This is a genomic window from Acinetobacter nosocomialis NIPH 2119 (genome assembly GCF_000368085.1).
GTDB lineage: Bacteria > Pseudomonadota > Gammaproteobacteria > Pseudomonadales > Moraxellaceae > Acinetobacter > Acinetobacter nosocomialis.
In genome coordinates, this window is record NZ_KB849239.1 from 1,207,472 (window position 1) to 1,232,091 (window position 24,620).

The 24,620-nt window shown below is 35.6% G+C and carries 29 protein-coding genes and 1 pseudogene; 6 read left to right on the forward strand and 24 right to left on the reverse strand.

Annotation, left to right across the window (positions count from 1 at the left end):
• Nucleotides 1-8: 8 nt before the first annotated feature.
• From prmB to F984_RS09675, 6 genes are all read right to left on the reverse strand, one after another.
• Nucleotides 9-1,013, reverse strand: a complete 1,005-nt coding sequence (gene prmB / locus F984_RS09650; protein WP_002049811.1) for a 50S ribosomal protein L3 N(5)-glutamine methyltransferase — start codon at nt 1,011-1,013, stop codon at nt 9-11.
• A 235-nt stretch (nt 1,014-1,248) separates the two neighbouring features.
• The gene (gene trpB / locus F984_RS09655) at nt 1,249-2,454 is read right to left on the reverse strand and encodes a tryptophan synthase subunit beta (RefSeq protein WP_004708913.1); all 1,206 of its coding nucleotides are present in this window, start codon (nt 2,452-2,454) and stop codon (nt 1,249-1,251) included.
• 36 nt (nt 2,455-2,490) lie between these two features.
• Nucleotides 2,491-3,678, reverse strand: a complete 1,188-nt coding sequence (locus tag F984_RS09660) for a vWA domain-containing protein (protein ID WP_000498059.1) — start codon at nt 3,676-3,678, stop codon at nt 2,491-2,493.
• 15 nt (nt 3,679-3,693) lie between these two features.
• On the reverse strand, nt 3,694-4,545 hold the full coding sequence (locus F984_RS09665) for an AAA family ATPase (protein ID WP_001271636.1): 852 nt from the start codon (nt 4,543-4,545) through the stop codon (nt 3,694-3,696).
• 29 nt (nt 4,546-4,574) lie between these two features.
• Nucleotides 4,575-4,961, reverse strand: a complete 387-nt coding sequence (locus F984_RS09670) for a hypothetical protein (protein WP_002050047.1) — start codon at nt 4,959-4,961, stop codon at nt 4,575-4,577.
• Nucleotides 4,954-5,259 carry a YcgL domain-containing protein gene (locus F984_RS09675; RefSeq protein WP_002049830.1) on the reverse strand — a complete coding sequence of 102 codons (306 nt, stop codon included), beginning with the start codon at nt 5,257-5,259 and terminating at the stop codon, nt 4,954-4,956. The genes F984_RS09670 and F984_RS09675 overlap by 8 nt, the downstream gene beginning before the upstream one ends.
• 441 nt (nt 5,260-5,700) lie before the next feature.
• Here F984_RS09675 and F984_RS09680 point away from each other — a divergent pair, with 441 nt between their 5' ends.
• Nucleotides 5,701-5,865, forward strand: a complete 165-nt coding sequence (locus F984_RS09680; protein ID WP_000086293.1) for a hypothetical protein — start codon at nt 5,701-5,703, stop codon at nt 5,863-5,865.
• Between the two features lie 73 nt (nt 5,866-5,938).
• Here the strand turns inward: F984_RS09680 and F984_RS09685 are convergent, their stop codons facing one another.
• From F984_RS09685 to F984_RS09715, 7 genes are all read right to left on the reverse strand, one after another.
• Nucleotides 5,939-6,280, reverse strand: coding sequence for a hypothetical protein (locus F984_RS09685; RefSeq protein WP_004708917.1), 342 nt, complete (start codon nt 6,278-6,280; stop codon nt 5,939-5,941).
• A gap of 129 nt (nt 6,281-6,409) precedes the next feature.
• On the reverse strand, nt 6,410-6,676 hold the full coding sequence (locus tag F984_RS09690) for a hypothetical protein (RefSeq protein ID WP_004708919.1): 267 nt from the start codon (nt 6,674-6,676) through the stop codon (nt 6,410-6,412).
• Between the two features lie 496 nt (nt 6,677-7,172).
• On the reverse strand, nt 7,173-8,297 hold the full coding sequence (locus F984_RS09695) for a ribonuclease D (protein WP_004708920.1): 1,125 nt from the start codon (nt 8,295-8,297) through the stop codon (nt 7,173-7,175).
• Nucleotides 8,298-8,603: 306 nt separating this feature from the next.
• Nucleotides 8,604-9,200, reverse strand: coding sequence for a recombination mediator RecR (gene recR, locus F984_RS09700; RefSeq protein WP_000490551.1), 597 nt, complete (start codon nt 9,198-9,200; stop codon nt 8,604-8,606).
• A gap of 9 nt (nt 9,201-9,209) precedes the next feature.
• The gene (locus F984_RS09705) at nt 9,210-9,539 is read right to left on the reverse strand and encodes a YbaB/EbfC family nucleoid-associated protein (protein ID WP_001024697.1); all 330 of its coding nucleotides are present in this window, start codon (nt 9,537-9,539) and stop codon (nt 9,210-9,212) included.
• 256 nt (nt 9,540-9,795) lie between these two features.
• Entirely contained in the window at nt 9,796-10,032 is a 237-nt protein-coding gene (locus F984_RS09710) for a hypothetical protein (protein ID WP_002050238.1), read from the reverse strand.
• 178 nt (nt 10,033-10,210) lie between these two features.
• On the reverse strand, nt 10,211-11,398 hold the full coding sequence (locus F984_RS09715) for an O-succinylhomoserine sulfhydrylase (protein ID WP_004708921.1): 1,188 nt from the start codon (nt 11,396-11,398) through the stop codon (nt 10,211-10,213).
• Nucleotides 11,399-11,531: 133 nt separating this feature from the next.
• Here F984_RS09715 and F984_RS09720 point away from each other — a divergent pair, with 133 nt between their 5' ends.
• The gene (locus tag F984_RS09720) at nt 11,532-12,617 is read left to right on the forward strand and encodes an alpha/beta fold hydrolase (protein WP_004708922.1); all 1,086 of its coding nucleotides are present in this window, start codon (nt 11,532-11,534) and stop codon (nt 12,615-12,617) included.
• 121 nt (nt 12,618-12,738) lie between these two features.
• Here the strand turns inward: F984_RS09720 and F984_RS09725 are convergent, their stop codons facing one another.
• The 5 genes from F984_RS09725 to F984_RS09745 all read right to left on the reverse strand — a co-directional run bounded on the left by F984_RS09725 (nt 12,739) and on the right by F984_RS09745 (nt 15,780).
• Complete coding sequence (locus F984_RS09725; RefSeq protein WP_004708924.1) at nt 12,739-13,506, reverse strand: class I SAM-dependent methyltransferase; 768 nt, start codon at nt 13,504-13,506, stop codon at nt 12,739-12,741.
• A gap of 242 nt (nt 13,507-13,748) precedes the next feature.
• Nucleotides 13,749-14,123, reverse strand: a complete 375-nt coding sequence (locus F984_RS09730) for a cell envelope integrity TolA family protein (protein ID WP_004708925.1) — start codon at nt 14,121-14,123, stop codon at nt 13,749-13,751.
• A 177-nt stretch (nt 14,124-14,300) separates the two neighbouring features.
• Entirely contained in the window at nt 14,301-14,525 is a 225-nt protein-coding gene (locus F984_RS09735) for a hypothetical protein (RefSeq protein ID WP_004708927.1), read from the reverse strand.
• 501 nt (nt 14,526-15,026) lie between these two features.
• Nucleotides 15,027-15,227, reverse strand: coding sequence for a hypothetical protein (locus tag F984_RS09740; protein ID WP_002049802.1), 201 nt, complete (start codon nt 15,225-15,227; stop codon nt 15,027-15,029).
• 127 nt (nt 15,228-15,354) lie between these two features.
• Nucleotides 15,355-15,780 (reverse strand): GFA family protein, encoded by a 426-nt coding sequence (locus F984_RS09745; protein WP_004708928.1) that lies wholly within the window; start codon nt 15,778-15,780, stop codon nt 15,355-15,357.
• A 264-nt stretch (nt 15,781-16,044) separates the two neighbouring features.
• Between F984_RS09745 and F984_RS09750 the strand changes: the two genes are divergently transcribed.
• The 3 genes from F984_RS09750 to F984_RS09760 all read left to right on the forward strand — a co-directional run bounded on the left by F984_RS09750 (nt 16,045) and on the right by F984_RS09760 (nt 18,061).
• Nucleotides 16,045-16,314 carry a YARHG domain-containing protein gene (locus F984_RS09750; RefSeq protein ID WP_002049864.1) on the forward strand — a complete coding sequence of 90 codons (270 nt, stop codon included), beginning with the start codon at nt 16,045-16,047 and terminating at the stop codon, nt 16,312-16,314.
• 18 nt (nt 16,315-16,332) lie between these two features.
• Nucleotides 16,333-16,746 carry an HIT family protein gene (locus F984_RS09755; RefSeq protein ID WP_000312749.1) on the forward strand — a complete coding sequence of 138 codons (414 nt, stop codon included), beginning with the start codon at nt 16,333-16,335 and terminating at the stop codon, nt 16,744-16,746.
• 253 nt (nt 16,747-16,999) lie between these two features.
• Nucleotides 17,000-18,061, forward strand: a complete 1,062-nt coding sequence (locus tag F984_RS09760; protein WP_002050241.1) for a porin — start codon at nt 17,000-17,002, stop codon at nt 18,059-18,061.
• A gap of 104 nt (nt 18,062-18,165) precedes the next feature.
• On the opposite strand, the gene F984_RS09765 is transcribed toward F984_RS09760, so the two are convergent.
• Both F984_RS09765 and F984_RS09770 read right to left on the reverse strand, forming a co-directional pair.
• The gene (locus tag F984_RS09765; RefSeq protein WP_004708930.1) at nt 18,166-18,756 is read right to left on the reverse strand and encodes a YidB family protein; all 591 of its coding nucleotides are present in this window, start codon (nt 18,754-18,756) and stop codon (nt 18,166-18,168) included.
• Nucleotides 18,757-18,855: 99 nt separating this feature from the next.
• Nucleotides 18,856-19,317, reverse strand: coding sequence for a DUF6231 family protein (locus tag F984_RS09770; RefSeq protein ID WP_002049924.1), 462 nt, complete (start codon nt 19,315-19,317; stop codon nt 18,856-18,858).
• 39 nt (nt 19,318-19,356) lie between these two features.
• Here F984_RS09770 and F984_RS09775 point away from each other — a divergent pair, with 39 nt between their 5' ends.
• Nucleotides 19,357-20,226 (forward strand): DUF2797 domain-containing protein, encoded by an 870-nt coding sequence (locus F984_RS09775; protein WP_004708933.1) that lies wholly within the window; start codon nt 19,357-19,359, stop codon nt 20,224-20,226.
• A gap of 46 nt (nt 20,227-20,272) precedes the next feature.
• Here F984_RS09775 and F984_RS09780 read toward each other — a convergent pair whose 3' ends face one another.
• From F984_RS09780 to F984_RS09795, 4 genes and pseudogenes are all read right to left on the reverse strand, one after another.
• On the reverse strand, nt 20,273-21,391 hold the full coding sequence (locus F984_RS09780; protein ID WP_004708940.1) for an ABC transporter permease: 1,119 nt from the start codon (nt 21,389-21,391) through the stop codon (nt 20,273-20,275).
• Between the two features lie 4 nt (nt 21,392-21,395).
• Complete coding sequence (locus F984_RS09785) at nt 21,396-22,520, reverse strand: ABC transporter permease (protein ID WP_004708941.1); 1,125 nt, start codon at nt 22,518-22,520, stop codon at nt 21,396-21,398.
• 10 nt (nt 22,521-22,530) lie between these two features.
• Nucleotides 22,531-24,294, reverse strand: coding sequence for an ATP-binding cassette domain-containing protein (locus F984_RS09790; protein WP_004708942.1), 1,764 nt, complete (start codon nt 24,292-24,294; stop codon nt 22,531-22,533).
• Nucleotides 24,287-24,568 (reverse strand): annotated as a pseudogene (locus F984_RS09795) (HlyD family efflux transporter periplasmic adaptor subunit); the annotation flags it as partial. The pseudogene F984_RS09795 and the gene F984_RS09790, both read right to left, overlap by 8 nt.
• Nucleotides 24,569-24,620 lie beyond the last annotated feature (52 nt).

Below are 24,620 nucleotides of genomic sequence, written 5' to 3' on the forward strand. Positions count from 1 at the left end.
ACAACTCCTTAAGCTTGTTCTGCAAATAGTTTTCTATAACGACGACATTGTTCAGCAGTCAACGCAAAAATGCCTGAACCACCTTTTTGGAAAGTAAGCCAGTTAAACTCAACTGTATTGAAGTTCTGACGCATAGCCCATTCAGAGTTGCCGACTTCAATTACAATTAAACCATCTTCCGTTAAGTAATCTGCCGCTTGAGCTAACATTTTACGAACCAAGTCTAAACCATCTTGACCTGCTGCTAATGCAAGTTCAGGCTCATGTAAAAACTCTTCCGGTAAGTCAGCCATATCTTCGGCATCAACATATGGAGGGTTACTTACAATTAAATCATACTGATTTTCAGCTGGAATTTTGGCAAACAAGTCAGATTCAAGTAACGCAACTTGATATTGTTTATTGTGATGTTCAACGTTAATCGATGCTACTTCTAAAGCTTCTTTAGAAATGTCGGTTGCATCGACTTCTGCATCTGGATAAGCATAAGCTAAAGCTACTGCAATACAACCAGAACCCGTACACATGTCTAAAATACGTTGCGGTGTCTTAGGCTTGCTATTTTCTGGTAAGTTGTTAAGTGCTTCACGCATTTGACCATTTTCATCTAAGCAATATGGTGCAAAACGTTGCTCAATTAATTCTGCAATTGGTGAACGAGGAATAAGCACACGCTCATCGACATAAAATGGCTTATTGAAGAAGTAAGCTAAATTTAACAAATAAGAAGTTGGAATACGCTCATTAATACGACGCTCCAACAAGCTTAAGAATTCTGCTTTTTCACTTGGTAAAAGTTTAGCATCTAAAATCTCTGAGTCTGCTGACCATTCAAGAGATAAGGTTTGTAAAACTAATGCAGAGCTTTCTGCAAAATAATCTTCAGTGCCTTGTCCTAAATGTGCATCATGTTGACGTAATGCTGATACCCCAAAACGAATAAAATCTCGAATTGTTGATAAATTTTCAGCAGCTTCCTGTAAATGTTCAGGGCTAATCGTCGGTCGCTCCACTTAGGCGTCTCCAAAGGCAAATTTTGCAAAGTGACTATTCTACTGAGTGAGACAAAGCAACGCAACGCTTTGCCTTGTGAACCAGTGTTTTACATCTCAATCTGTAATAATCTCAGCTTAAAATTAGAATACTTTTTTTTAGTTAAGAAATAATGAAGTTTATAAGTAGCAGTATTATAGTCTCTAAAACAAAAAAGCGGCCCTTATGATTGACCGCTTTTCTTGTTTAGTTGACTTAAAGCTTAAGCTTTTCTGCAACATAGTCTGAATCTTTGTCTCCGCGCCCCGACAGATTTACCACAATCATGGTTTCTTTCGGCAGCTTTGGCGCTTCACGAATTGCCCAAGCCACCGCATGTGAGCTTTCGAGTGCAGGAACAATACCTTCAACTCGTGATAGGGTCATAAACGCATCTAAACATTCTTGATCTGTTGCAGTGCTATATTCCACACGTCCTAAATCTTTTAAGAAACTATGTTGTGGCCCAACACCAGGATAGTCCAATCCAGAAGCGATAGAATGCACCGGCAAAGGTTCACCAGCCTCATTTTCGAGGACATAACAAGCCATACCATGAATTTGGCTTGGTTTACCTAAGGTTAGGGTTGCCGAATGCATATTTGTGTCTAGCCCATGTCCAGCGGGTTCAACTCCAACAAGTTTTACATCTGGATCATTTAAAAATGCTGTGAAAGCACCGATTGCATTTGAACCACCACCCACACATGCCACCACATAATCTGGATTTTTACCAAAGCGTTGATGCGTCTGTTCTTTAATTTCATTACCGATAATTGATTGAAAATCACGAACCATTTTTGGAAATGGATGCGGCCCAACCACAGAACCAATGGCATAAATAAAGTTTTTAGGGTCTTTTAAATATTCTTCAAATGCGCTATCTACAGCATCTTTTAAGGTTGCTGTACCACGAGTTACCGATACCAAATGAGCACCCAAAATTTTCATTTTGACCACATTTGGATGTTCTTTTTCAATATCGACTTGACCCATGTGGATTTCACATGGAATACCCACTAAAGCACATGCTGTTGCCAAAGCAACCCCATGCTGACCCGCACCCGTCTCGGCAATCACTTTCTTTTTGCCCATATACTTAGCAAGAAGAGCCTCACCTAAACAGTGATTAATTTTATGAGCACCCGTATGGTTTAAGTCTTCACGCTTTAAATAAATTTGTGCACCACCTAACTGTTCTGAAAGGCGTTTTGCATGAAATAAAGGACTTGGACGACCTACATAATTTGCAAAGAGATCTGATAATTCATTTTGAAACTCTGGTGTATGGCGGATTTCTTCATAAGCAACATTAATTTCATCCATTGCTTCTTTTAAATGTGGAGGAATAAATTGCCCTCCATACTCACCAAAAAATCCTTGCTCATTTGGTAAAGCAATACCATTAATTTGATGTTGCATATCATCCCTCTTTTTAAATTATTAAAGTTATCAAGTTTATCGAGAAAGGTAACGCGTTAAATCTTCAATACCTTTTAAAGTCATGGGGTACATGTGGTTTTCAAAAATCTCTTTAATCCAACCAATTGTTTGGGTGTAATGCCAATACCCTTCTGTTTCAGGATTTAACCATGCTGTTTTATCAAAATGCTGACGCAGACGACGTAACCAAACTTCACCTGCTTCATCATTCATATACTCAACCGAGCCACCTACCGATTTCAGCTCATACGGTGCCATACTGGCATCACCTACGACAATTACACGATAGTCACGTCCATAGGTATGAAACAAGTCCCATGTGTTCATGCGAGTCGCTGTTCTTCGGTAGTTATCTTTCCAAACATAGTCATAAAGACAGTTATGGAAATAAAAGTATTCAAGTGTTTTAAATTCAGTTTTAGCCGCGCTAAACAACTTTTCACATTGAGCAATATGAGCATCCATTGAACCGCCCACATCAAATAACATGAGTACTTTAATTCGATTACGACGCTCTGGCACCATTTGAACATCAAGAATACCTTGCTTGGCTGTTTCTCGAATAGTTCCGTCAACGTCTAGCTCTTCGGCAGCTCCTTGCCGGGCAAATTTGCGTAAACGTCGTAAAGCAATTTGCATTTGGCGAGTACCAAGAACTTGGTCATCATCTAGATTTTGGTATTTACGCTGTTCCCAAACTTTAACCGCCGAACGTTTACGGCCCGGCCCACCAATTCTGACGCCTTCCGGATGGTCACCAAAAGCCCCAAAAGGTGAAGTTCCACCTGTGCCAACCATACGGTTACCACCTTGGTGTTTTTTATGCTGTTCACGTAAACGCTCTTCTAGCATTTTCATCAGTTCTTCTAAAGAACCCGCTTTTTGAAGCTCAGCTCTTTGCTCTGGTGTTAAATGCTTTTCTAAAAGCTCTAAATCGAACCAGTCTTTTGGTAGTTTATGGACTTGCTTGAGTAATTCATCGATATCAAAGGTTTCTATGCCATCAAAGTAATCTTTCATGGCACGATCGAACTTATCAAAAAAGCGTTCATCTTTAACTAAAATTGTTTTAGCAAGTTGATAGAACTCTTCTTGATCGGCAAAAACTAAACCTTCACTCACCGCACGATTTAAGTCAATCAATTCACGGGTCGTGACTGGAACACCATATTTTCGTAAGGTGTAAAATAACCGCACAAACATGGGTTATTCCCTCCTTTAACGTCGCGACATGAAAGCCAAACGTTCAAGCAGTTGCACATCTTGTTCGTTTTTAATGAGTGCGCCATACAAAGGTGGAATAGCTTTTGATGTATCTCGATTACGTAGTACATCTTCTGGCATATCATCTGCCATAAGCAGACTCAACCAATCGATCAGTTCAGATGTAGATGGGGGTTTCTTTAAGTTAGGAATTTCGCGGAGTTTGAAGAAAACTTGCAGAGCTTCATTTACCAAAGTCGCAGAGATATTTGGGAAATGTACCGAGATAATTTCACGCATCGTTGCTTCATCTGGAAACTCAATATAGTGGAAGAAGCAGCGACGCAAGAACGCATCTGGTAATTCTTTTTCGTTATTTGAAGTAATAATTACGATTGGACGTTGAGTAGCAGTAATCGTTTCGCCTGTTTCATAAACATAAAAAGACATCTTATCAAGTTCATGTAACAAGTCATTTGGAAACTCAATATCTGCCTTATCAATTTCATCAATTAAAAGCACACAGCGCTCTTCACTGGTGAAAGCTTCCCACAGTTTACCGGGCTTAATATAGTTCTTAATATCGTAAACACGATCATCACCCAGTTGACTATCACGCAAACGAGACACAGCATCGTATTCGTATAAGCCTTGCTGTGCCTTAGTTGTTGACTTGATATGCCAAGTAATGAGTTTTAAACCGAGGCTTTCTGCCACTTGCTCAGCAAGTAAAGTTTTACCTGTACCCGGCTCACCTTTAACCAATAAAGGCTTTTGCAAAGCGCGGGCTGCTTTTACAGCAAGTTTAAGACTATCAGTCGCGATATATTGATCTGTACCGGTAAAATGTTGGGTATCAGCAGACATGTAGAGACCTTATTTTTCTATTTCAATGGTTAGATGGAACGCATGCTTTTGTTTGTTGTATATTTTGACCAACAATAGCCAATAAGCAAACCTAGACCGATTACAAACAGAATTAAGGATAAATTTGACCAGATTAAAGGACTGTCTTTAGTTAACACACCAAACAATAGCCCAAAAATAGCTGGAGCTACAGATGCATTAGGACCTTCCGAAACGGTTGGTGTCACCAAAATGGCAAAAACAACTAACCAGCTTATTGCGCCAAAAGTAGCAGGTAGGCGGCGCATTAAACGCCACCAACACCACAAAGCAATAATAGCGCCAACGCCATAAGCTGTTAAAGCAATGATCTCCTCAGGAACTGCATCGAGAGAAGAAAGTAATTGATTTAGAACTCCAGCTTGATCTTCACGCACCACGTAAGCCCTCTGGTTCAACTGCATTTGGGTTAATTAACCCTTCAGGCGGCATCTGAATAAAGAAACCTTTTGTTTGTAATGAGTCTAGAACATGTAAAACATTTACACGCGCTAATTTACGTGTTGGAGCCAATTCTAAATGCATGACAAACGTTGCACGACCAAATGCTTGTAAAACAGCTTCTGGAACTTTTTCAAACGGATCAGCTTGCTCCGCATCATCAGGATAGTTTGGACGAGCAATATAAATGTACATTTCATCTTTTTTGCTCGATCTATAAATATCACAGTGCATTTCAAATCAACTCTTGAACTAAGGACAGCATACATGAAAAAAAACAACAGACACACGCAGGTTTGTTTACGCATCAGTCGTTTTTTCTTTTCTCGCGAAATATTAACTCACAACAATCATTAAGGTCGATAAATAACTTTTAATTTTCTAAAGTTTTAAATTTTCCAACCTTTATTAACGTATTAATTTTACATAAAAAATCTTTTTATCAACTTTTATAAAATGAAAAAATTACATTTTGAAAACAATAAACTTAGTCTTAAACAAATTAAATTTATCTTAACACATTGAAAATAATAAATTTAATTTAAATAAAAGTTAAAATAAGATTTAAAAAAGATTCAAAGTATGCATACACGATAAGACATTATTTAACTGATTTTAAATTCGAATGTGTTTCAATAATAAAAGATCTTAAAAGAAAATATGGAGGTCTTTGCTATGTCTCGTGGCGACAAATCATCTTACACAGCAAAACAAAAGCGTCAGGCTAAACATATTGTTGAGAGTGAAGTAGATAGAGGTCATTCTCAAGAAGAAGCTGAACGTATCGCATGGTCTACTGTCAATAAACAAGATGGTGGCGGCAAGAAAAAATCACATTAAAATTATTACTGGATACTTCTTTAGTTAAGTTAAGGACTAAAGAAGTATCTTATCAATAAGTTAATCAAAAGTTTTAAAAGACTCTTGAGCCCTGCATATAGTCATTACTCACCTGATTTAAGGCACTCAAAATTGTGCTATGGTTTTCAGTAAGTAAGGCTTCATTTAAATGATTCATGTAATTCATTAATGCTTCTTTAGAAGCTTGTGCAAACTCGATAGTTACCGCTTCATCTTCATATAAGATGACATAACTACGAGCAAACCCATAAATAAGATAAGCTGCGGCTTTTTCATTTAAATTTGAGGATTGCTTAAGATACTGCTCACACGCATTTTTTAAGTTTTTAAATGCATCTGTACCAGTCGATTGATTTTTGAAAGATGAAAGTATTGTTTGGAAGTTCATATCCATATTCCACTCAAAAAGTAAAGCTACAGAAGAAGGATAAGACTGTCAAACAATATATTGATTTTTATAAATTTAGATTGTAAAAAATTATAAGAAACGCCCTAATCTATGGGCGTTTGAATAGATTAAAGCTTAGAAACTGACTTCAATATTGACGGTTGTACCAGACTGATCAATATTGGTTGAAACGTTGAAACCTCTTGTCTTTAGCTCTTCCTCTACTTGCGTAATATGTTCAGGATGCAAAGCATCTATTGGAAATTGAAACACTGCTCGACGTTTACCTTCTTTCGAGACTTCTTCAGTTCCAGATAAGATTTTTTCCAACAATATTGCTTGATCTATTTTGACATCTTTAGCATTTTTTCTTGCCTGTTCAGCATTAAAATTATTAGTCATGTTTATCTCTCTAGTTATTAGTAACTTTCATTTATAGCATAAAAAATTAATCTCAATATTAACTTATTATTGATTTTAAAAACTTTTTAAGAATTTATATATAAAATTAGAGGCCTCCTCTCCCCGAGAAGGCCTCTATATTTCTGCACCGAAACAAACTTATAGTTATATATTGTTTATTTTGAAATTGTTTTTCTTGTTGCTAAGAATATACAGACCTGTATATATACGCAATTGAATTTTTCTCACGCATAAAATTAATTTAATTCAGCATAATCATATAAAATTAAGATGAACTCATATTTATAGTATTTAAACTTCAAAACAACCTAAATATATAAAGTATAACTAAACAAAAATTTAAGTTTATAAAGATAGCCTTATAAAAAGGCTTATTTTTAAAGCAAGATTAAATACAAGAAGTTGAATAAATATTAATCAAATAAAATATTTTCTAAATACAAAGTGCATTTAAACTAAAAACACCTATTTAAATTTAAAATAAGAGACTTGCTTTCTCTTCTGTAAATAGCTCAATAAGAGGTTTAGTGAGTAATTCATAGCGCCAACCTAACAAATAGTCAGGTAAGTCTTGTTCATCACCTTTAGAAAGTACATGTTGATGAATTGCATTTAACCATTTCTTACGAAGTAAAACTTCTTTCGGAATGGAAGTCTGCTCTATTGCGTTTGCAATTAATGCATCCATTTTATCTAATGTTTCTTTTGATGTAATTTTAAAAGGTTTAGCAATTTTAGCTGGCCATTGCCCTTCTAGTGGTAAATCCTTCAAAAGATCCAGAATAATTTTGCCATATTCACGAACAACATTGGGACGGATATCTCTTACTTGTGATAACTGGAAATTATTACGTGGATTTTTTTCAACCAAATCAATCATTGTAGAATTTCTAAGGATAAAACTACGTGGTTGATTGGTTGCTTTAACTATATGTTCACGCCATTCACTTAAATTTTGCAATTGCATTAATTGACGGCGTGAGTGTCGATAATTACCTACATCTGTATAGAGTAATGGTGTTGGTGTTTCACTAATAATTTCTTTGGTTAAACTGCGGCAGTCTTCAAGAACACACTCATAAAGACCTTTTTGCTTAAGCTGGTCCTTAATATGGTTTGCTAACTGCATAAGGTATAGGACATCATTTGCAGCATAACATAACTGTTGAGGTGACAAAGGTCTTGCTAACCAATCTGATCGAGTTTGGTCTTTTTCAATGTCGATTTCTAAACAAAGCTTTAAAGCACCTTGATAACTGACTTGTAAACCATGCCCTAAAAAAGAAAGTCCAACTTGGGTATCAAAAACATTTAATAGATTTTGTTCATCAGCATAGTGATAGATTAAATCAATATCCTCACCGCATGCATGAAAAATATTTTGTTGAGCAACAAAGATTTTTTTCCAAAAATCTCTTAAGTCTAACGACACGCCATCCAGCAAATATACATTTCCGTTAACATTAACTTGACATACTCCAAGTTTAGGCCAAAGGGTATCAACCTTAATAAATTCTGTATCAAGTCCGTACGTTGAACATTGATCCATTTGTTGAAGGACATCAACCAATTCGGTTTGCTGTTGGATAAACTGAAACATGCTTTCTCAAGTAACTGCAAAGAGTGCTTTAAACTCTGGTATATATAACATAGCAATAGAAAAATGCTACTGAATCCATGATGAATAATCTATTTTTGAACAATTTTCCCAAAAAGAGATAATTTTTTGATCATTATTTTAAATTTTTCAATTTAAGATCCTTATAAAAATTTATTTTTACTAACGGCTTTTTTAATTTATATATTCACTCAGTAATTTTTTAAAAATATGTTTTTGTCTTTTAAAAAGATTTTTTAATAATACAATTTTTATTTTAAAAAATCTTTAAAATAAGCACCGAAGTACTTATTTCATACGCATACGGTTATGCACCGCTTGACTTAATGTATGACTATCAACATATTCAAGCTCACCACCTTGAGGTACACCTTGAGCAATACGTGTCATGTGAATAGGTAAATGTTTCGTCGCTTCAACCAAATAGTGCGCTGTCGCCTGACCTTCTACAGTGGCGTTAGTCGCCAAAATGACTTCTTCGATAGTGCCTTGGCTTAAGCGTTGAATTAGGTAAGGAATACCTATTTCCTCTGGCCCAATCCCATCTAATGGAGAAAGATGCCCACCCAATACATGGTATTTACCACGGAAACTACCACTTTGTTCAATTGCCATAACATCTGCCGGAGATTCAACCACACATAGCAGTTGATCATCTCTTTCTGTTGAAGCGCAAATATCACAAATTTCGTGCTCAGTTAAAGAGTGGCAAACACTACATTCATGAATATAACTTGATGCTTCATGTAGAGCATGCGCTAAAGCAAATGCACCTTCACGATTTTTCATCAAAAGATGTAAAGCCATACGTTGAGCCGACTTCGGTCCAACGCTAGGCAAAATACGTAAAGCTTGAACGAGTTGTTCAAATCTATCACTAAACACTGAATTTCCTTAGAACATGCCCGCTAAACCAGGAGGTAAACCCATACCAGAGTTAGCTTTTTGCATTTTTTCTTCAGAAACTACTTCGGCTTGACGCACAGCATCATTCACCGCAGCTGCGATTAAGTCTTCAATCATGTCTGGTTCATCTTGAAGCAATTCTGGATTAATTTCGATACGTTTTACGATATAACGACCAGTCATGGTTACTTTAACCAAACCACCACCCGCTTCAGCGTGTACTTCAGTTTGAGCAAGCTCTTCTTTGGCCTTTTTTATATTTGATTCCATATCTTTTTGCATGCGCTGCGCTTGCTGCATGAGCATATTGATATTCATAAACCTAACTCCGTATCTCTATCAAATATAATTGATAGTCACATAACACTTCAGAACTTAAACTCTTTTAGTCACTCAACTCATCACAAAGATCATTGAGGTCATTACGTTTAAATCAAAATTAATCTGTAATTCTGACACAATAAATTAATGTTTTCTATTGCTATCTATGAAACTATTTTCGCTAACTTATCTGTTTAAAGTTTTCTGTGTAAAACTTTTTACGCTTAGAGCCAGTTCTAAAATTTAAGTGAAACTATTGTGAAGCTTGAAGGTTTTTATTGTCCGGTTTGTATTCATTTAAAGGCATTTTTTGAAAAGAGGCATTTGCCTTTTCTATGGAATGATCTGCATCTTCAACTGATTTGTTCGCATCATTAATTAACAATACAGTTTCGCTAATCTGAGTCGGTTCGTCCTTTTGGGCAAATACTTTGTATCCAACCAAACCAATTGCCCCTATAGCGACTAATATAATTATAGGTTTAAGCATGGTTAAAAAACTCACTTTGTTATTTTTATTAAATTTAGAACTTTTATACGTTGTGATTTTAGAGTCATTTATAACAAAATGTAGTCTTTTTATTTCATTCGTTGTATGTAAGTAACAACGCTATGAATAAAAAGCCACACTAAAATAAGTATAGCTTAGTCTTAAATATATAAATTAATTAGATTAAATCTAATCCACGTGAGATATCACCAATAATATCGTTAATATCTTCTAAACCAACCGAAACACGGATTAGACCTTCTTGAATACCTGCTGCTTGTTTTGCTTCAGCAGAAAGTTTGCCGTGCGTTGTGGTCGCAGGATGGGTAATCGTTGATTTCACATCACCTAAATTACCGGTAATAGAAATAAATTTGGTGTTATCAATTACTTTCCAAGCGCCTTCACGCTCACCTTTAACTACAAAAGAAACAATCCCTCCAAAACCTTTTTGCTGTTTTGCAGCAAGTTCATGTCCTTCATGAGCTGAAAGGCCTGCGTAGTAAACTTTTTCTATTTTTTCATGAGTAGATAACCATTCTGCAAGAATTTGAGCACTCTCACAGTGTGCTTTCATACGTAAGCGTAAAGTTTCTAGACCTTTTAGGAACACCCACGCATTAAACGGACTCATAGAAGGTCCAAGTGTACGAACAACACCAAAAACTTCTTCTAGCAATTGATGATTACCGACAACAGCCCCACCTAATGCGCGCCCTTGTCCATCTAAATATTTAGTTGCAGAGTAAATCACAAGGTCTGCACCAAATTTTAATGGTTGCTGTAAAACTGGCGTACAAAAACTATTATCAACTGCAAGTAAGGCACCCTTCGCATGGGCAATATCTGCAAGTGCTTGAATATCCGCAATCTCAGCTAATGGATTCGATGGTGACTCAACAAATAAAAGTTTAGTTTCTGGACGTACTGCATTTTTCCATGCATCCAAATCACATAAATCAACAAATGTAATATCTACACCAAACTTGGCAATATATTTTTCAAACAAGGCAACGACTGAACCAAATACTGCTCTTGAGCAAATAACATGATCACCCGCTTTTAAATATGCCATTGCAACTGACAAAATTGCGCCCATTCCAGAACTTGTTGCAACCGCTCGCTCAGCCCCGTCTAAAGCTGCTAGGCGTTTTTCGAACATCGATACAGTCGGATTAGTAAAACGAGAATAGATATTTCCTTGAACCTGACCAGAAAATTTTGCAGCTGCTTCAGCAGCGTTTTCATATACAAAAGATGAAGTCAAAAAAATTGGTTCGCCATGCTCACCTTCAAAACTACGAGTGTGTCCGGTACGAATGGCTAAAGTATCAAGTTGGTATTCTAAATCATCAGACTGGTTCATTAAATGTTCGCCTTTACTGGTCATGTACTAAAAACTATCATCATTTTGAGTGCCTAAGGTATTTAAGGTCAAGGTAAACCTGAAAATTATCGCTTAGACTTCAATCAATCTTTAGTATAGTTGGTAAAACAAGATGAAACGCTTAAAGTCCCTTGTCTCGGAACAAAGTCAAATCAAGCACCTCTCTACCCGACTATTTCGTCCTCAAACATTAGTATTGTCACAAAGCACTCCGTTTGAAGTGATTGGTGAATTCAACCAAACCCGTATTCGTTATTATGCAGCTACAGAAAAGAGCTTTAGAGAACCATTAGTATTTGTGGCACCTTTAGCCATTAATATGGCGATTTATGATTTATATCCATATCGTTCTCTTATCAAATACTTCCAAAATGCAGGTTTTGATGTATACCTTGTCGATTGGGGGCGTTTAGGCTTTAAAGATAGACATCTTAACTTTTTATCATTTATAGAGGATTTTATTCCTAAAGCTATAGAACTTGTTCGCACCCATTCAGGCAGTGACCAAATTTCTCTACACGGATGGAGCATGGCAGGTATATTCGTTACTTTATATACAGCGCATAATCAACCAAACTATGTCAAAAACCTTATAGTATTAGGTAGTCCAATTGATAGTTATGCTTCTGGTTATATTGGAAAACTCTACCGAACCATAAATAACACTATTGCTCGCAATAAGAAGCTACAGGAACGTATCTACTCAGGTTTACCGAAGCGTTTGATTCATACACCTGGTATTTTAAATTCTCTAGGATTTAAAATTCTTGACCCTAAAGGTTGGCTCGATGGTCATGTTCAATTAATGAAAAACCTTGATGACCTTCAGTTTGTACAAGAACATGCCACTTTAAGTAGTTTTTTAAATAATATGATTGATTATCCAGGAGGGATTAATCAGGACATGTTATTCAATGTTTGGCTACAAAATCCGTTGAAGCAAGGTTCTATTTTATTAAAAGATAAAAAAATTGAGTTAAAAAATATCGACTGTTCTCTCTTGGTTGGTGCAGGTCGTAGCGATCAATTGGTTACGGCGGATGCAGCTCAACCATTAAGCCATTTAACCAGTAGCCAAGATGTTACATTTACTCTTATTCCAGGTGGTCATTTGGGACTAATTTCAAGCCAAGCAAGTTCTCAAGAGTTTTGGCCAAAGTTAGAAGCATGGCTAAGTGAACGTTCAACAAAAATTTGAGCTTTAAAAAGGAAAAAGCCCTTACATAAAGGGCTTTTTTATACTTAGTTTTAAAATATAAATAAGATTTTGATTAGTTTTGAAGATTTGTAATGTTTTAAACATTGAACCTAAAAGCAGACTAGAAAGATATTTTTTTAAATACGAAGTATCCTACTTTGCTTTCAAAACTCCCGTCTTTTTGAATATTAAAATATTTTTTGACCACATCTGATACATTCTCTTGTAGATACTTAAGTGTTTTTATTTGATCTTCAGGAGTTTTCATACGCTGCACCCAGCTATCAAAATCTAGCATGAGTGACTGTTTATCTAAGGTAGTTAACTCAAAACCAGCATCTTCTATAAAGTAAACCCATTCTTTAATACTATAGTTTCTTACATGACTTGGGTCTCGAATAACCTCTATAGTCTGTAAAAACGTATCTAAAATGGGAAAACTTGAGCTGATAATATCAACAAAAATAACCGTACCATTAGGTTTTAAAACACGATTTATTTCTTTCATCGCCGTTGGTACATGTTGCCAGTGATGGGCAGAATAGCGGCTAATCACTACATCAAACTGTTCATCAGTAAACGGCATATCTTCGGCTATACCTTGTTGTACAAAAATATTTTTTATTTTTCGATCATTGGCAGCTTTTGAGACAGTATCAAGCATTTCATGAGATAAGTCGTAAGCAAAAACTAAATCGGCATGATTAGCAACGTTATAAGCCACATGGCCACCACCACAACCTAAATCTAAAACGACAGCATTTGAATATTTCTCAATCTCTTTAATAAACTTATCAAACTCAATCCCTTCAGAGTGAGCTGTGCTGTTCAAATAACTTAAAGATTTATTTTGATACTGTTTTAAATTTATCTCATGTTGATTCAACATGGCTCATTCCTCTTCTTTGATGAATTAACCATAAAAGAAAAAGTGGATAAAAAATAATGATTAGTTTTTAAATAATTAATAAAATAAAGTTATAAATTTATTTTTTTAAAGAATATGAGGATACAGTAATTAAAGTGAGAATGGTTAATAATTATCTTGTTTATAATTTTACATCCCAAATATAGAAAACCACCAATTGGTGGTTTTCTATAAATAAAAAGTCAAATTTGTGTTCTTAAAATTTACTTTGCCACAAACTTGATGTTGAACTTTCTTATCTGTTTTCTTACCTCAGGATTAGAAGGCAAAACAAATGGGCTTGCACGCCATATTGCCTTTTCAATACTTGATTTGAACTTTGGATCTTCTTTATCTAGAAAAATAATTTGCTCAATCTCACCACTATCATTTAAAAACACTTTAACGCTAGCGCTCATACCTACAGAAGATGGTGGCACATCCCAAATTTTAAATATCTTTTTTTGATATTGTTGCTTATATTTTTCAGCCTCTACAATAGTTTTATCATCACCGCTTTTCACTGGCGATAATGATTTAGAGTTAATAGCACACCCAGTTAATAACAATATTGAAGTTAAAATAATGATATTTTTCATTTATAAAACCAATTTTTTCAATGATTAAAATTTAACATTTTATCTTTTTAAAAACTACCAAGCTGATAGTTTATATTGAATAGTCATTATTAAATACAATCTTAGTAAACTTTATATTTCAGCTAATTTACTAGATTGTTTAGCCTAACTATTCAATTTTAATTTTTAAGTAGTGACTTAAAATGACATTTTGTAACGTGAATTGATATTTGAATGCTCAGGCATATCAGCAATATCCTGCTCAGTAAAAATTCCATGCTCAAGTACTTTTGTTCCATTAAATGCAGTATTAACCGGCGTAATGGGAGACTTGGTAATATAATTTTCATCAGCTTTTTGCGTCAATGATGTGCAACCTTCTAGCCCAAATCCAGCAATAAGGACAAATAAAAATTTCTTCATCTGGCTCACCTGTTATAATAAAAATCAAACAATCTAACAAATTCTCCTTCAATTGTCACATTTTCAAAACGATTAAGCCTCAATCAAAGCTTTAACAAAACTTAATGAAATGTAAACTAATTTGCATAAAATGTTAAATTGTGTAAAATACCTAAATAATTTAACGATATGTTTCAACTCATGATCTTTCTACTTTTTTTATTTTTATTATTTACGTTTGTGCTTCTTTTAAATGCTCATTACAAACAATAGGAGCATTGATTAGTCATTCATCAAAGATATCTAAATATTTTTTAAAATAATAAGCTTTTACAGCACCCATAGATCAAGTTTAGTCCTCTAAAATTTTATAAAAATAAAAAAGCCCGCTTTGTAAGCAGGCTTTACCCTTTTGATTTTCTGCGCTGATCATTCAGGACTTTTTTGCTGTTTGTGACAGCGCTCGGATATTACACTTATACTTAAAGATTAAAAAGACTAATCTTTTTTAAACTGATGCACTTATTCATCAAGTTCTATCGGATCACCATCTTCTGGACGAATATGTCGTGTACCATCATCAGCAGGATCAACACTAGATCCATCCTTAGTGATCGAGTTATACATTTCATCCTCTTTTTTATCATCTGTGAATTCTTCATCTTCAAAATCAAGAGGCTCGTCATCATCTTCAAAATTTAAAGGCTTTTCTTCATCTATCATGTGATTCATCCTTTTTAAGTTATATCACTTCATGCTTAATTAAATGACAGATATATTCAACAGTGAACACACAGCATTTATGTAAAGAATACTTAAGAAGTATTAAAGATATAAAAACTAAAGGCTGTTATTCAAAGTATTTTAAGAACTCTTCAAGAACAGGTAAATGGACAAAACTTTTATGAGCATCTTCTAGCACGACCCATTCATGTTTTGACTCTATACAAAAATTAAGCTTTAAGTCTGGATTAAATGAGTGTTCCAAAAGCCCTAATGGTATCCATATATAATTTGTACCATTAATTTTATTGGGTACGGGTGAACCACATTTATTACAAAACGATGAGGTAAAACCAGTCTCTTTTTTATAGGTAGAAACATGTTCACTTCCAAATAGCCAGTTAAATTGGCTTTCTTTGACCAAAGTAGCCGCATTCGCTCCTGTACCCGTTTGTTTTCGGCATAAACTGCAATGACAGTAATAAACCGTTTTTATTTCACGAGTTATAGAGAATTTTACTTGATTACATAAACAAGAACCAATGTTACTCATATAATGTATTTAATTCATCACTATGAAATTTTTATAATGGCTTTAAATATTGATTATGTACATATTTTTATTGTTTAATTTAAAACAAAACCTAACCAATTGATTTAAAATAAATTTAAAAAAAGATATTGATATCTAAAGCTTTTTTGTATTATAAGATCAAATGTGATTTTTAATAACACTTGAGTAATTAATAGTCATTGAAATATTGGGAATAAACCTTATATTGAGTACAGGTTCATACCTTTAACTGAGGAAAAGCTCATGAATAAATTATTGGTTGCAGTATTCACTGGAATGGTAACCCTTGCCGGTTTCAGTGCTCAAGCTGCAACACCTGAGCAAGAATGTCAAAAATTGCAAGACGATTACAATTTAATTTATGCATCAAAAGGTTTTTGTTTTAAAGACCAAGATGCTAAAGAAAAATATGGTAATGAAAATTGTCATACGACTAAGCCAAAATTCTCTGATAAAGAGCAGCAACGTCTAGATGCAATTAAAGAACGTCAAAAAGAATTGAAGTGTAAATAGTATTTAAAGGAATAATACATGGCATATGATGATCAAAATATCTTCGCAAAAATTTTACGTGGAGAACTTCCAGCGATAAAACTCTATGAAGATGATCAAGTTCTAGCTTTTATGGATATTATGCCCCAAGCCGATGGTCATGCATTAGTTATTCCAAAAACTCCTGCAGTAACTTTACTTGATTTACCGCCTGAAGCGGCAGCCTATACCATTCAGATCGTGCAAAAAATTGCGAAAGCAATGGAAACAGCATTAAATCTTGATGGAATTGTTCTTATGCAATTATCTGGCGCCGCTGCTGGACAAACCGTCCCTCATGTTCATTTTCACCTAATTCCAACAAATGTTCACCAACTTGGTAAACATGCTGCGCAATTGGGAGATCAAGATAAAATCAAGGCCTTAGCTGAAAAAATTAAAGCAGCTCTTTGATTTGAAGAGATAAAAGCGGAGCTTAGGCTCCGCTTTTTTATTTAAAAAGTGTAATAAAATCAAAAGAAAATAAAGTATTTCTAATTTTTATTTGTCATAAAACTGTCATTTCTTCTTCACTCCACTGTCACAAAGTTTACAGATACTTCTTAGCAAGTTGGTGAGCTTCTGTAACTTTTTGTACATAAGCCAACTAAAAAATAAAAGTTAGCTAGGCATACGCCATTTAAAAATACCTTTTGGAGAAATCTCAATGAAGAAATTGCTTCTCGCTGCCGCAGTTGCAACTCTAAGCGTAAACGCGGTGCAAGCAGCGCCAACTTTGTACGGTAAACTCAATGTTACCATTGACCAAGTTGACAACAAAAATTTCGATGGTAAAAGTGACGTTACCGAAGTTAACTCTAACGCGTCTCGTATTGGGGTAAAAGGCGAAGAGAAATTGACTGATAATTTATCAGCAGTTTATTTAGCTGAATGGCAAATTAATGCTGATGGTGATGGTACAGATCTTGGTCAACGTAACCGTTATATCGGTATCAAATCAAATAATGTTGGTACATTAAAAGTTGGTAAATTTGACTCTTACTTTAAAAATGCTGCTGGCAACTACCAAGACATCTATAACGACCACACTATTTTAGATATTACCAACACAATGTATGGTGAAGAACGTCTAAATAACGTTATTGGTTTTGAATCTGATCCTAAACTTCTTGCTGGTGTAACATTCAATGTAATGTTCCAACAAGGTGAAACTCCTGCTGATCCAACACCAGGTACATCTGGTAACGATGACAAACGTAACGGTTTTGGTGACTCAGTTTCAGGTTCTATCGGCTACGAAAACAAAGATATTGGTTTAGCATTAGCTGCTGCTGCTAACTACAGCGTACAAGGTAAATATAATGCCTATGGCCTTAGCAATATTTTCTCTGATGCTTACCGTGTAACTGGTTCTTACGATTTTAGTAAACTTGGCGCAACTGGACTTGTATTAGGTGGTTTATGGCAACATGCTGAACCAACTGATGAGCTAACTAAATATAAAGGCTTACAAGAAGATGCATGGGTTGGTGCTGTAACTTACAGAATTGGTGAAACACCTTTTGTAGTAAAAGGCCAATACCAATCATCTAAAGCTTCTGTAGATGGTCAACAAGATCGTAAAATTGATCAATACGGTGTGGGCTTAGACTACAAAATTAATAAACAAGCACGTTTCTACGGTATTGTTGCTCAACAAAAACGTGACTGGCTTGCTCAAGATGACAAACGTACTGTTGTAGGTGCTGGGATGGAATATAACTTCTAAGTTATTAACCATCTTGCATAAAATAAAAGGGCTTATGCCCTTTTATTTTATTGTACCAACAAAAAAGCCGATAATTTTTATATCGGCCTTTTTTAATCTCAATCTTATTTTAAGAAACTGCTCACAAGATTCATCACGTTTTGAATGTCTTGATTCGCTTCTTGATGATCTGTACTTTCACCCTGTGGTGTTAAAGAATCAATAACCTGAGGTAACACAGACGCGATCGCCCCGTAAACTTGCTCTTTTGGCGCTTGAGTCTGTTGGGCAACTTGTTCAACATCTGCAGGGTTAAATAAGCTTTGCAGTTGCTGAGTTGGAACTTCACTATTACTTTGATTTGGATCAACCCAACTTTGAACTTGACTACCTAAACCGGCACCTTTTAACTTTTCTAAAGCAGCCTGTAAACCACCTTGTTGTTGAACCCAGCCTAAGATTAAAGGTACTACAGCAATTAATAAACTTTGTACACCGCCACCAGCTTGAGGTGTATTGTTATTTCCAGTCACTTGGCCTAATACCGAACCTAATACTCCACCTAGACCACCTTGAGTACCAGAAGAAGTATTACCACCCATTTGTCCCAATACAGAACCTAAAATTCCACCTAAACCACCTTGACTTGATGCTTGCTGGTTCCCACCTAAAGCTTGCTGAGCCAAAACTTCTACAATATTGCTTAAATTTGTCATGAGTAACTCTTATGTATGGTTTATACACGAGCATACGCGTTTTTTTGTTAAGACAGCAAAAGCGAAATTGTTAAATTTTGAAAGAGATTAAATAGTCTTTTACCAACGGAATTTATTCCAGTTTTCCGGGTTTGCCCAAAATTTTGAATTAAACCAGTCTGGAACATGTTTGTAGGTCAAGATATTAAATTGCCATAAAGCGAAATCACTATCATGTGAAGTTTTATCGATGAGTTGCGTGAACCCCAAAGAACGTAATAGCTGTTCATCACTGCGTTTGCTTACCACAACAATTCGTTTTGCTAATAAATCTCTTAACTTCACTAATAATTGTGATTTATGTACATCGCTAACGCTTTGCATTTCATCTGTATCAAACAATACAAAACCTAAATCATAACGCTGAGTAAAAGGCAGACTTAAAAGCTCAGTTACGGTAAAATAGTGCCATTGAATTGCGTTATTCTGGTCAATTTTCTGGCCAATACAAAGTGCAGTATGAATAGGCTGTTCGTTTGATAAATCGTCTAGCATAGAAGTGATGACATTTTGTTCAGCCATAACTGCAACCCTTAATTGAAAGATGTGAGTTTAAACTTTATGGAACTACAAGGCATTTGCCATAAAATGCATGCAGGCCTAAAAGATGCTAGTGTAACTGATCAACAGACAACCAAGGCAAATGTTGAATACAAATTTGTATTAGACCGTTCAGAAATTGATCTTCCTTTTAATTTAGGACAAGAACTAGAAATCGAATGGACAGGTAATATTTATTGCACATCTTGTGGCACCAAAACACCGAAGTCCTATTCTCAAGGTCACTGTTTTAAATGTTTTAAAACGAAAGCTGAGTGTGATCTTTGCATTATGAAACCTGAAACATGTCACTATCATTTAGGTACATGTCGTGAAGATGACTTTGCCCACAGTGTATGTTTCCAACCACATATTGTGTATTTGGCAAATTCAAGTGCTTTAAAAGTAGGAATTACCCGCGTTAGCCATATGCCAGGTCGCTGGCTAGATCAGGGAGCAACTCAGGCTTTACCTATTTTAAAAGTTGGATCACGTCGTTTATCTGGTCAACTTGAAACCATGTTTGGTTCCCTAATTGCTGATAAAACTGACTGGCGTAAACTTCTTAAGGGTGAAGCTGAACCTCTAAATATGGTTGAACAACGTGATCAATTAATTGAAGAGTTTGCACCTAAAATTCAAACTATACGTGAAGAGTTTAGCCAAAATCTTGAATTTAACGAGACAGTTGAATTACTAGAAAATGAGTTACCGCGTGAGTTTGTTTACCCAGTTGAACAATATCCTGAAAAAATTAAGTCTCTAAACCTAGATAAAACACCAAAAATTCGTGGTGTATTACAAGGTATTAAAGGCCAATATTTAATTTTTGATATTGGTGTTATCAACATTCGTAAATATACGGGTTACGAACTGATCGTACGTGCATAAGTAGATTTAAAAAGCCCCTAAAAATGGGGCTTTTTCATTAATACGATTAAGATAATCTATTTCTAAATAGCCAAGCTGCTAAAGGTAAAGTGATCAGTCCAAGTATGATCATTGGAATAAAATTAAATTGAACTTGTGTAAAGTTTGCACCTTCCAAATACACCCGTTGTACCAAATTAATTCCAAACCTTAAAGGATTTACGTAAGTTGCTATTTCAAGTGCTTTTGGCATATTTTCTACAGGTGTCAGTAAGCCTGAAAGCAACATCAAAGGCATAATTAGTAGAAACGTAAATAGCATGGCTTGTTGCATATTTAATGATAATGCAGAAATTGATAAGCCCACTCCAACTATAGCCACGTTAAAACTCAATAAACCAAAATAAAGCAGCCCAATAGAGCCATTCAGGGGAATTTTAAACCAGAACAAAATAATCAATAAAATAATAGTTGACTGCATCAGTCCTACAAAAATTGGCGGCAAAGCTTTACCAATCATAATTTGTAATGGCGTATACGGTGTCACTAATAACTGATCAAATGTTCCCTGCTCACGTTCACGTGCGACTGACAAGGCAGATAAAAGTAGTGTCTGCATCATACTTAATGCCGCAATTAATGAAGGCATTAAGCTCCATCGAGACTCTTGATTTGGGTTATACCATGTTCTTGTTTCAATGCTAATAGGTAAAGCTGAGTTAAATTTTTGCTGATTAAACTGTCCAACTATTTTGTTTAGATATGAACCTGCCACAACTGCCGTTGATGAATTCCTGCCGTCAACAATCACCTGTATAGGAGAGTTTTGGTTATTATTTAATTTACTCTCGAAGTCTGACGGAATCGTGATTACAAGCAATACCTGACGGCTATCAATCACCTGTTTGATTTGTTCGGTATATTGAAGTGTTGCAACACGCTTAAAAATACCAGAGCCATCTAATTTTGAGATGAGTTCATGTGAGACTTGGCCATTGCTCTGATCTAGAATTGCATAATCCACACGGTTAACATCATAAGTTGCGGCGTAACCAAACAAAAGTGCTTGCATCAGTGCTGGTACAAATAGAATGACTCTATTTGCAGGGTCACTAAAAATAGTTAAGAATTCTTTTTTGACTAAAAAACTTAAGTGCTTCAGCCACGTGATTAATTTTTGCCACATAACTTTATCTCAACCGTTTTTTTAGTGAAAAGTTCACGGCACATATCAAAACAATAATATACCCCAGTAAAAAACCGCATTCTTTAAGCCATAACTTCCAGTCATCACCTCCCATAAATAAGGTTTTAATTAAAATCATAAAATGTGTAGCTGGTAGTAACTGGCTAATAATTTGCACCACTAAAGGTAAGTTACGTGTATCGAAAACAAATCCTGAAAGCATAAGTGCGGGCATAAAACTTGCCAATAAAGCAATTTGACTTGCCTGAAACTGACTTTGAGCAAAACCCGATATGGTTAAACCAAGTAATAAAGAAACAACTAAATAGAGAAATGAAGCCGATAAGACTGAGAATAATGAACCGCGCATGGGTACTTCAAAAATAAAATAGGCAGCAATAATACAGATTACGATATCAATCATACCGACAACAATATAAGGAATGAGCTTTGCTAATACAATTTCAAATGGCCTTACAGGTGTGACAAATAAGGCCTCTAGTGTTCCCCGCTCCCTTTCACGAGCAATAAGTAAACCTGTTAAAAATGCACCGATTAAAGTTAAAATTAATACCATTAAGCCAGGAACTAAAAACCAAGTACTATTAGCAGATTCGTTAAACCATATTCGTTGTTCAACATTAATGGCACTTGACGTTGCTAATATTTGACCACGATCAACTTGTATAGACGCCGCTGTAGCCAAAGCCCCTGTAATATAGCCCTCCAAAGCTGTTGCTATGGTGGTGGATGTACCATTTAATAGTAGTTGAGCCTTTGCATTACCTTGTTGTGTCTGACTCGTAAAATCTGAAGGAAAGTGCAAAATGGCATCAATTTCTCCATCTCGAATGGCCTGTTCTGCTTTAGGTAAACTAGGAAACTCTTGACTTGCTAAATATCGCGAACCCTTTAAACCCGCTAAAATCTGATTGATCTGTGGTGAGGACTGATCAACTACGACACCAACTCGTGCCTGATTTAAGTCAAAGGAAAGTCCATAACCAAACAATAAAATTAAAATAACAGGCAAAACCAGACCAATCCCGAGGCTGCTTTTGTCACGAATGAGCTGCTTAGTTTCTTTCCTTACTAACGCTGTCAATCGATTCCAAAATCCAAAGCTCATTGTAGACCTCCTAAACAGCATGCCTTAAAGCACGGGCTTGCTCTACAATTGCTATAAAAGCCTCATTCATATCACCAATATGCTTATCTCGACTGGCTAAATCGCGTACTTGTTGGGGGGAGCCTAAGGCCAATAACTTTCCAGCATCTTGTATGGCGATGCGGTCACAATATTCCGCCTCCTCCATAAAATGAGTCGTAATAATGATGGTAATTCCCTGATTTGCTAGCTCGCCAATGCTGTACCAAAATGAACGCCGTGCAAGAGGATCTATCCCGCTCGTAGGTTCATCTAAAAATAAAATTTCTGGTTCATGCAACAGTGCTGCAGCCATAGATAGTCGTTGTTTATAACCACCGGGTAAATCACCACTTTTAATATGAGGTTTTAAATCGTATTGCTCTAATGCATTATCAATTTGTTGATTTAGTTTTTTGCCTGTTAGACCATAGGCCCCACCAAAAAACTTCAAATTTTCTAAAACAGTTAAATTGCTATACAGTGCAAATTTCTGAGAGACATACCCCACTTTGCCTCGTGCCTCAGCACGAGCTGTGCGTAAGTTTTTACCAGCAACTTCTAGATAACCACTACTTGCTGGTAACAATCCACATAACATCCGAAATGTTGTGGTTTTACCCGCACCATTTGGGCCAAGTAATCCAAATATTTCGCCTCGCTTTACATCAAAGGATGTATTGGCAACGGCAGTAAAATCGCCAAAGGTTCTGACTAAATCTTTAACAACAATGACGGGTTGTTGTGATTTTAAATTATTGTTTTGTTCTAATTGAAAATTCTGCTCAGGAACAGATACATGTTTTCTTTGCTTTTGAGTCTGCTGCAACAACATCATAAACGCATCTTCAAGTTCGGCTGATCGCCTATGAGCGACTAGCCCCTGAGGTAAAATATTTGTTGATAATTCTTTTTGGCGACTGATAAAGTTTACCTGTTCACCCTTTGGAACAGCATCAATAATGTCAACAGAATTTCCAAGCAATTGGGCTTGTAAAGTCCGTGCCTTAATTTGCTCTGAAAGTTTTACTTTCCATGTTTGTCCATGTGCTATTTCTTTTAATTGCTCAGGTGAGCCTTGCTTTAAAATTTTGCCCTCATACATGATATATACATAGTCACACTTTTCTGCTTCATCCATATAAGCAGTACTTATAATAACGCTTAAATTTTCTTCTTGAACAAGCTGTTCAATAATAGTCCATAAATCTCTTCTTGATAAAGGATCTACTCCAACACTAGGCTCATCAAGCAATAGTAATTCTGGGGAACGAACTAACGTACATGCCAGTCCTAGCTTTTGTTTCATTCCACCAGAAAGTTTCCCTGCTGGGCGTTGAATGAATTGAGTAAGATCCGTTATTTCTAATAACCGTTTAAATCTTTGACTGCGTACATCTTTGGGAACGCCATGTAAATCAGCATATAAATTTAAATTTTCTTGTACACTTAAGTCTTCATATAGACCGAAACGTTGTGGCATATAACTAATACGGTCTTGCACAGCTTGAGGATGTTTATCGATATCAAACCCAAGCACATTCAGAGAACCTGAAGTAGCTTTATATAGTCCAGCAACTAATCTTAATAAAGTTGTTTTTCCTGCGCCATCTGGGCCAACTAAAGCAGTAAGTTCTCCTTTATTGATTTGCATATCCAAATCATCAATTGCCTTAGTATCTGCTAACTTTTTATTTTCACCTTTAAAAATCATCGATAAATGATGGGCTTGAACCACTACATTATTATCAGTCATGAGCTTTCTCACCTGAAACAAGTGGTACTTTTACAGTCACTGGTTGACCCATTTTCAATTGATCATTCGGGTCATTTACGTAAACTCGAACTTCATAAACTAGAGTTGTTCTTATCTCATCAGTCTGTACAGTTTTAGGCGTGAACTCAGCCACAGAAGATATATAGCCAATTTTTCCATTGATAGGTTGATTCGGATCAGCATCTCGAATGACCTGTGCCGTACCACCCATATGAATGGAACTCAAATCTTTTTCATTTGCATATACACGAACCGAGGTACGGCCACGATTCGTACGGAATTTATCAAAAGTAATGCTAACTTCA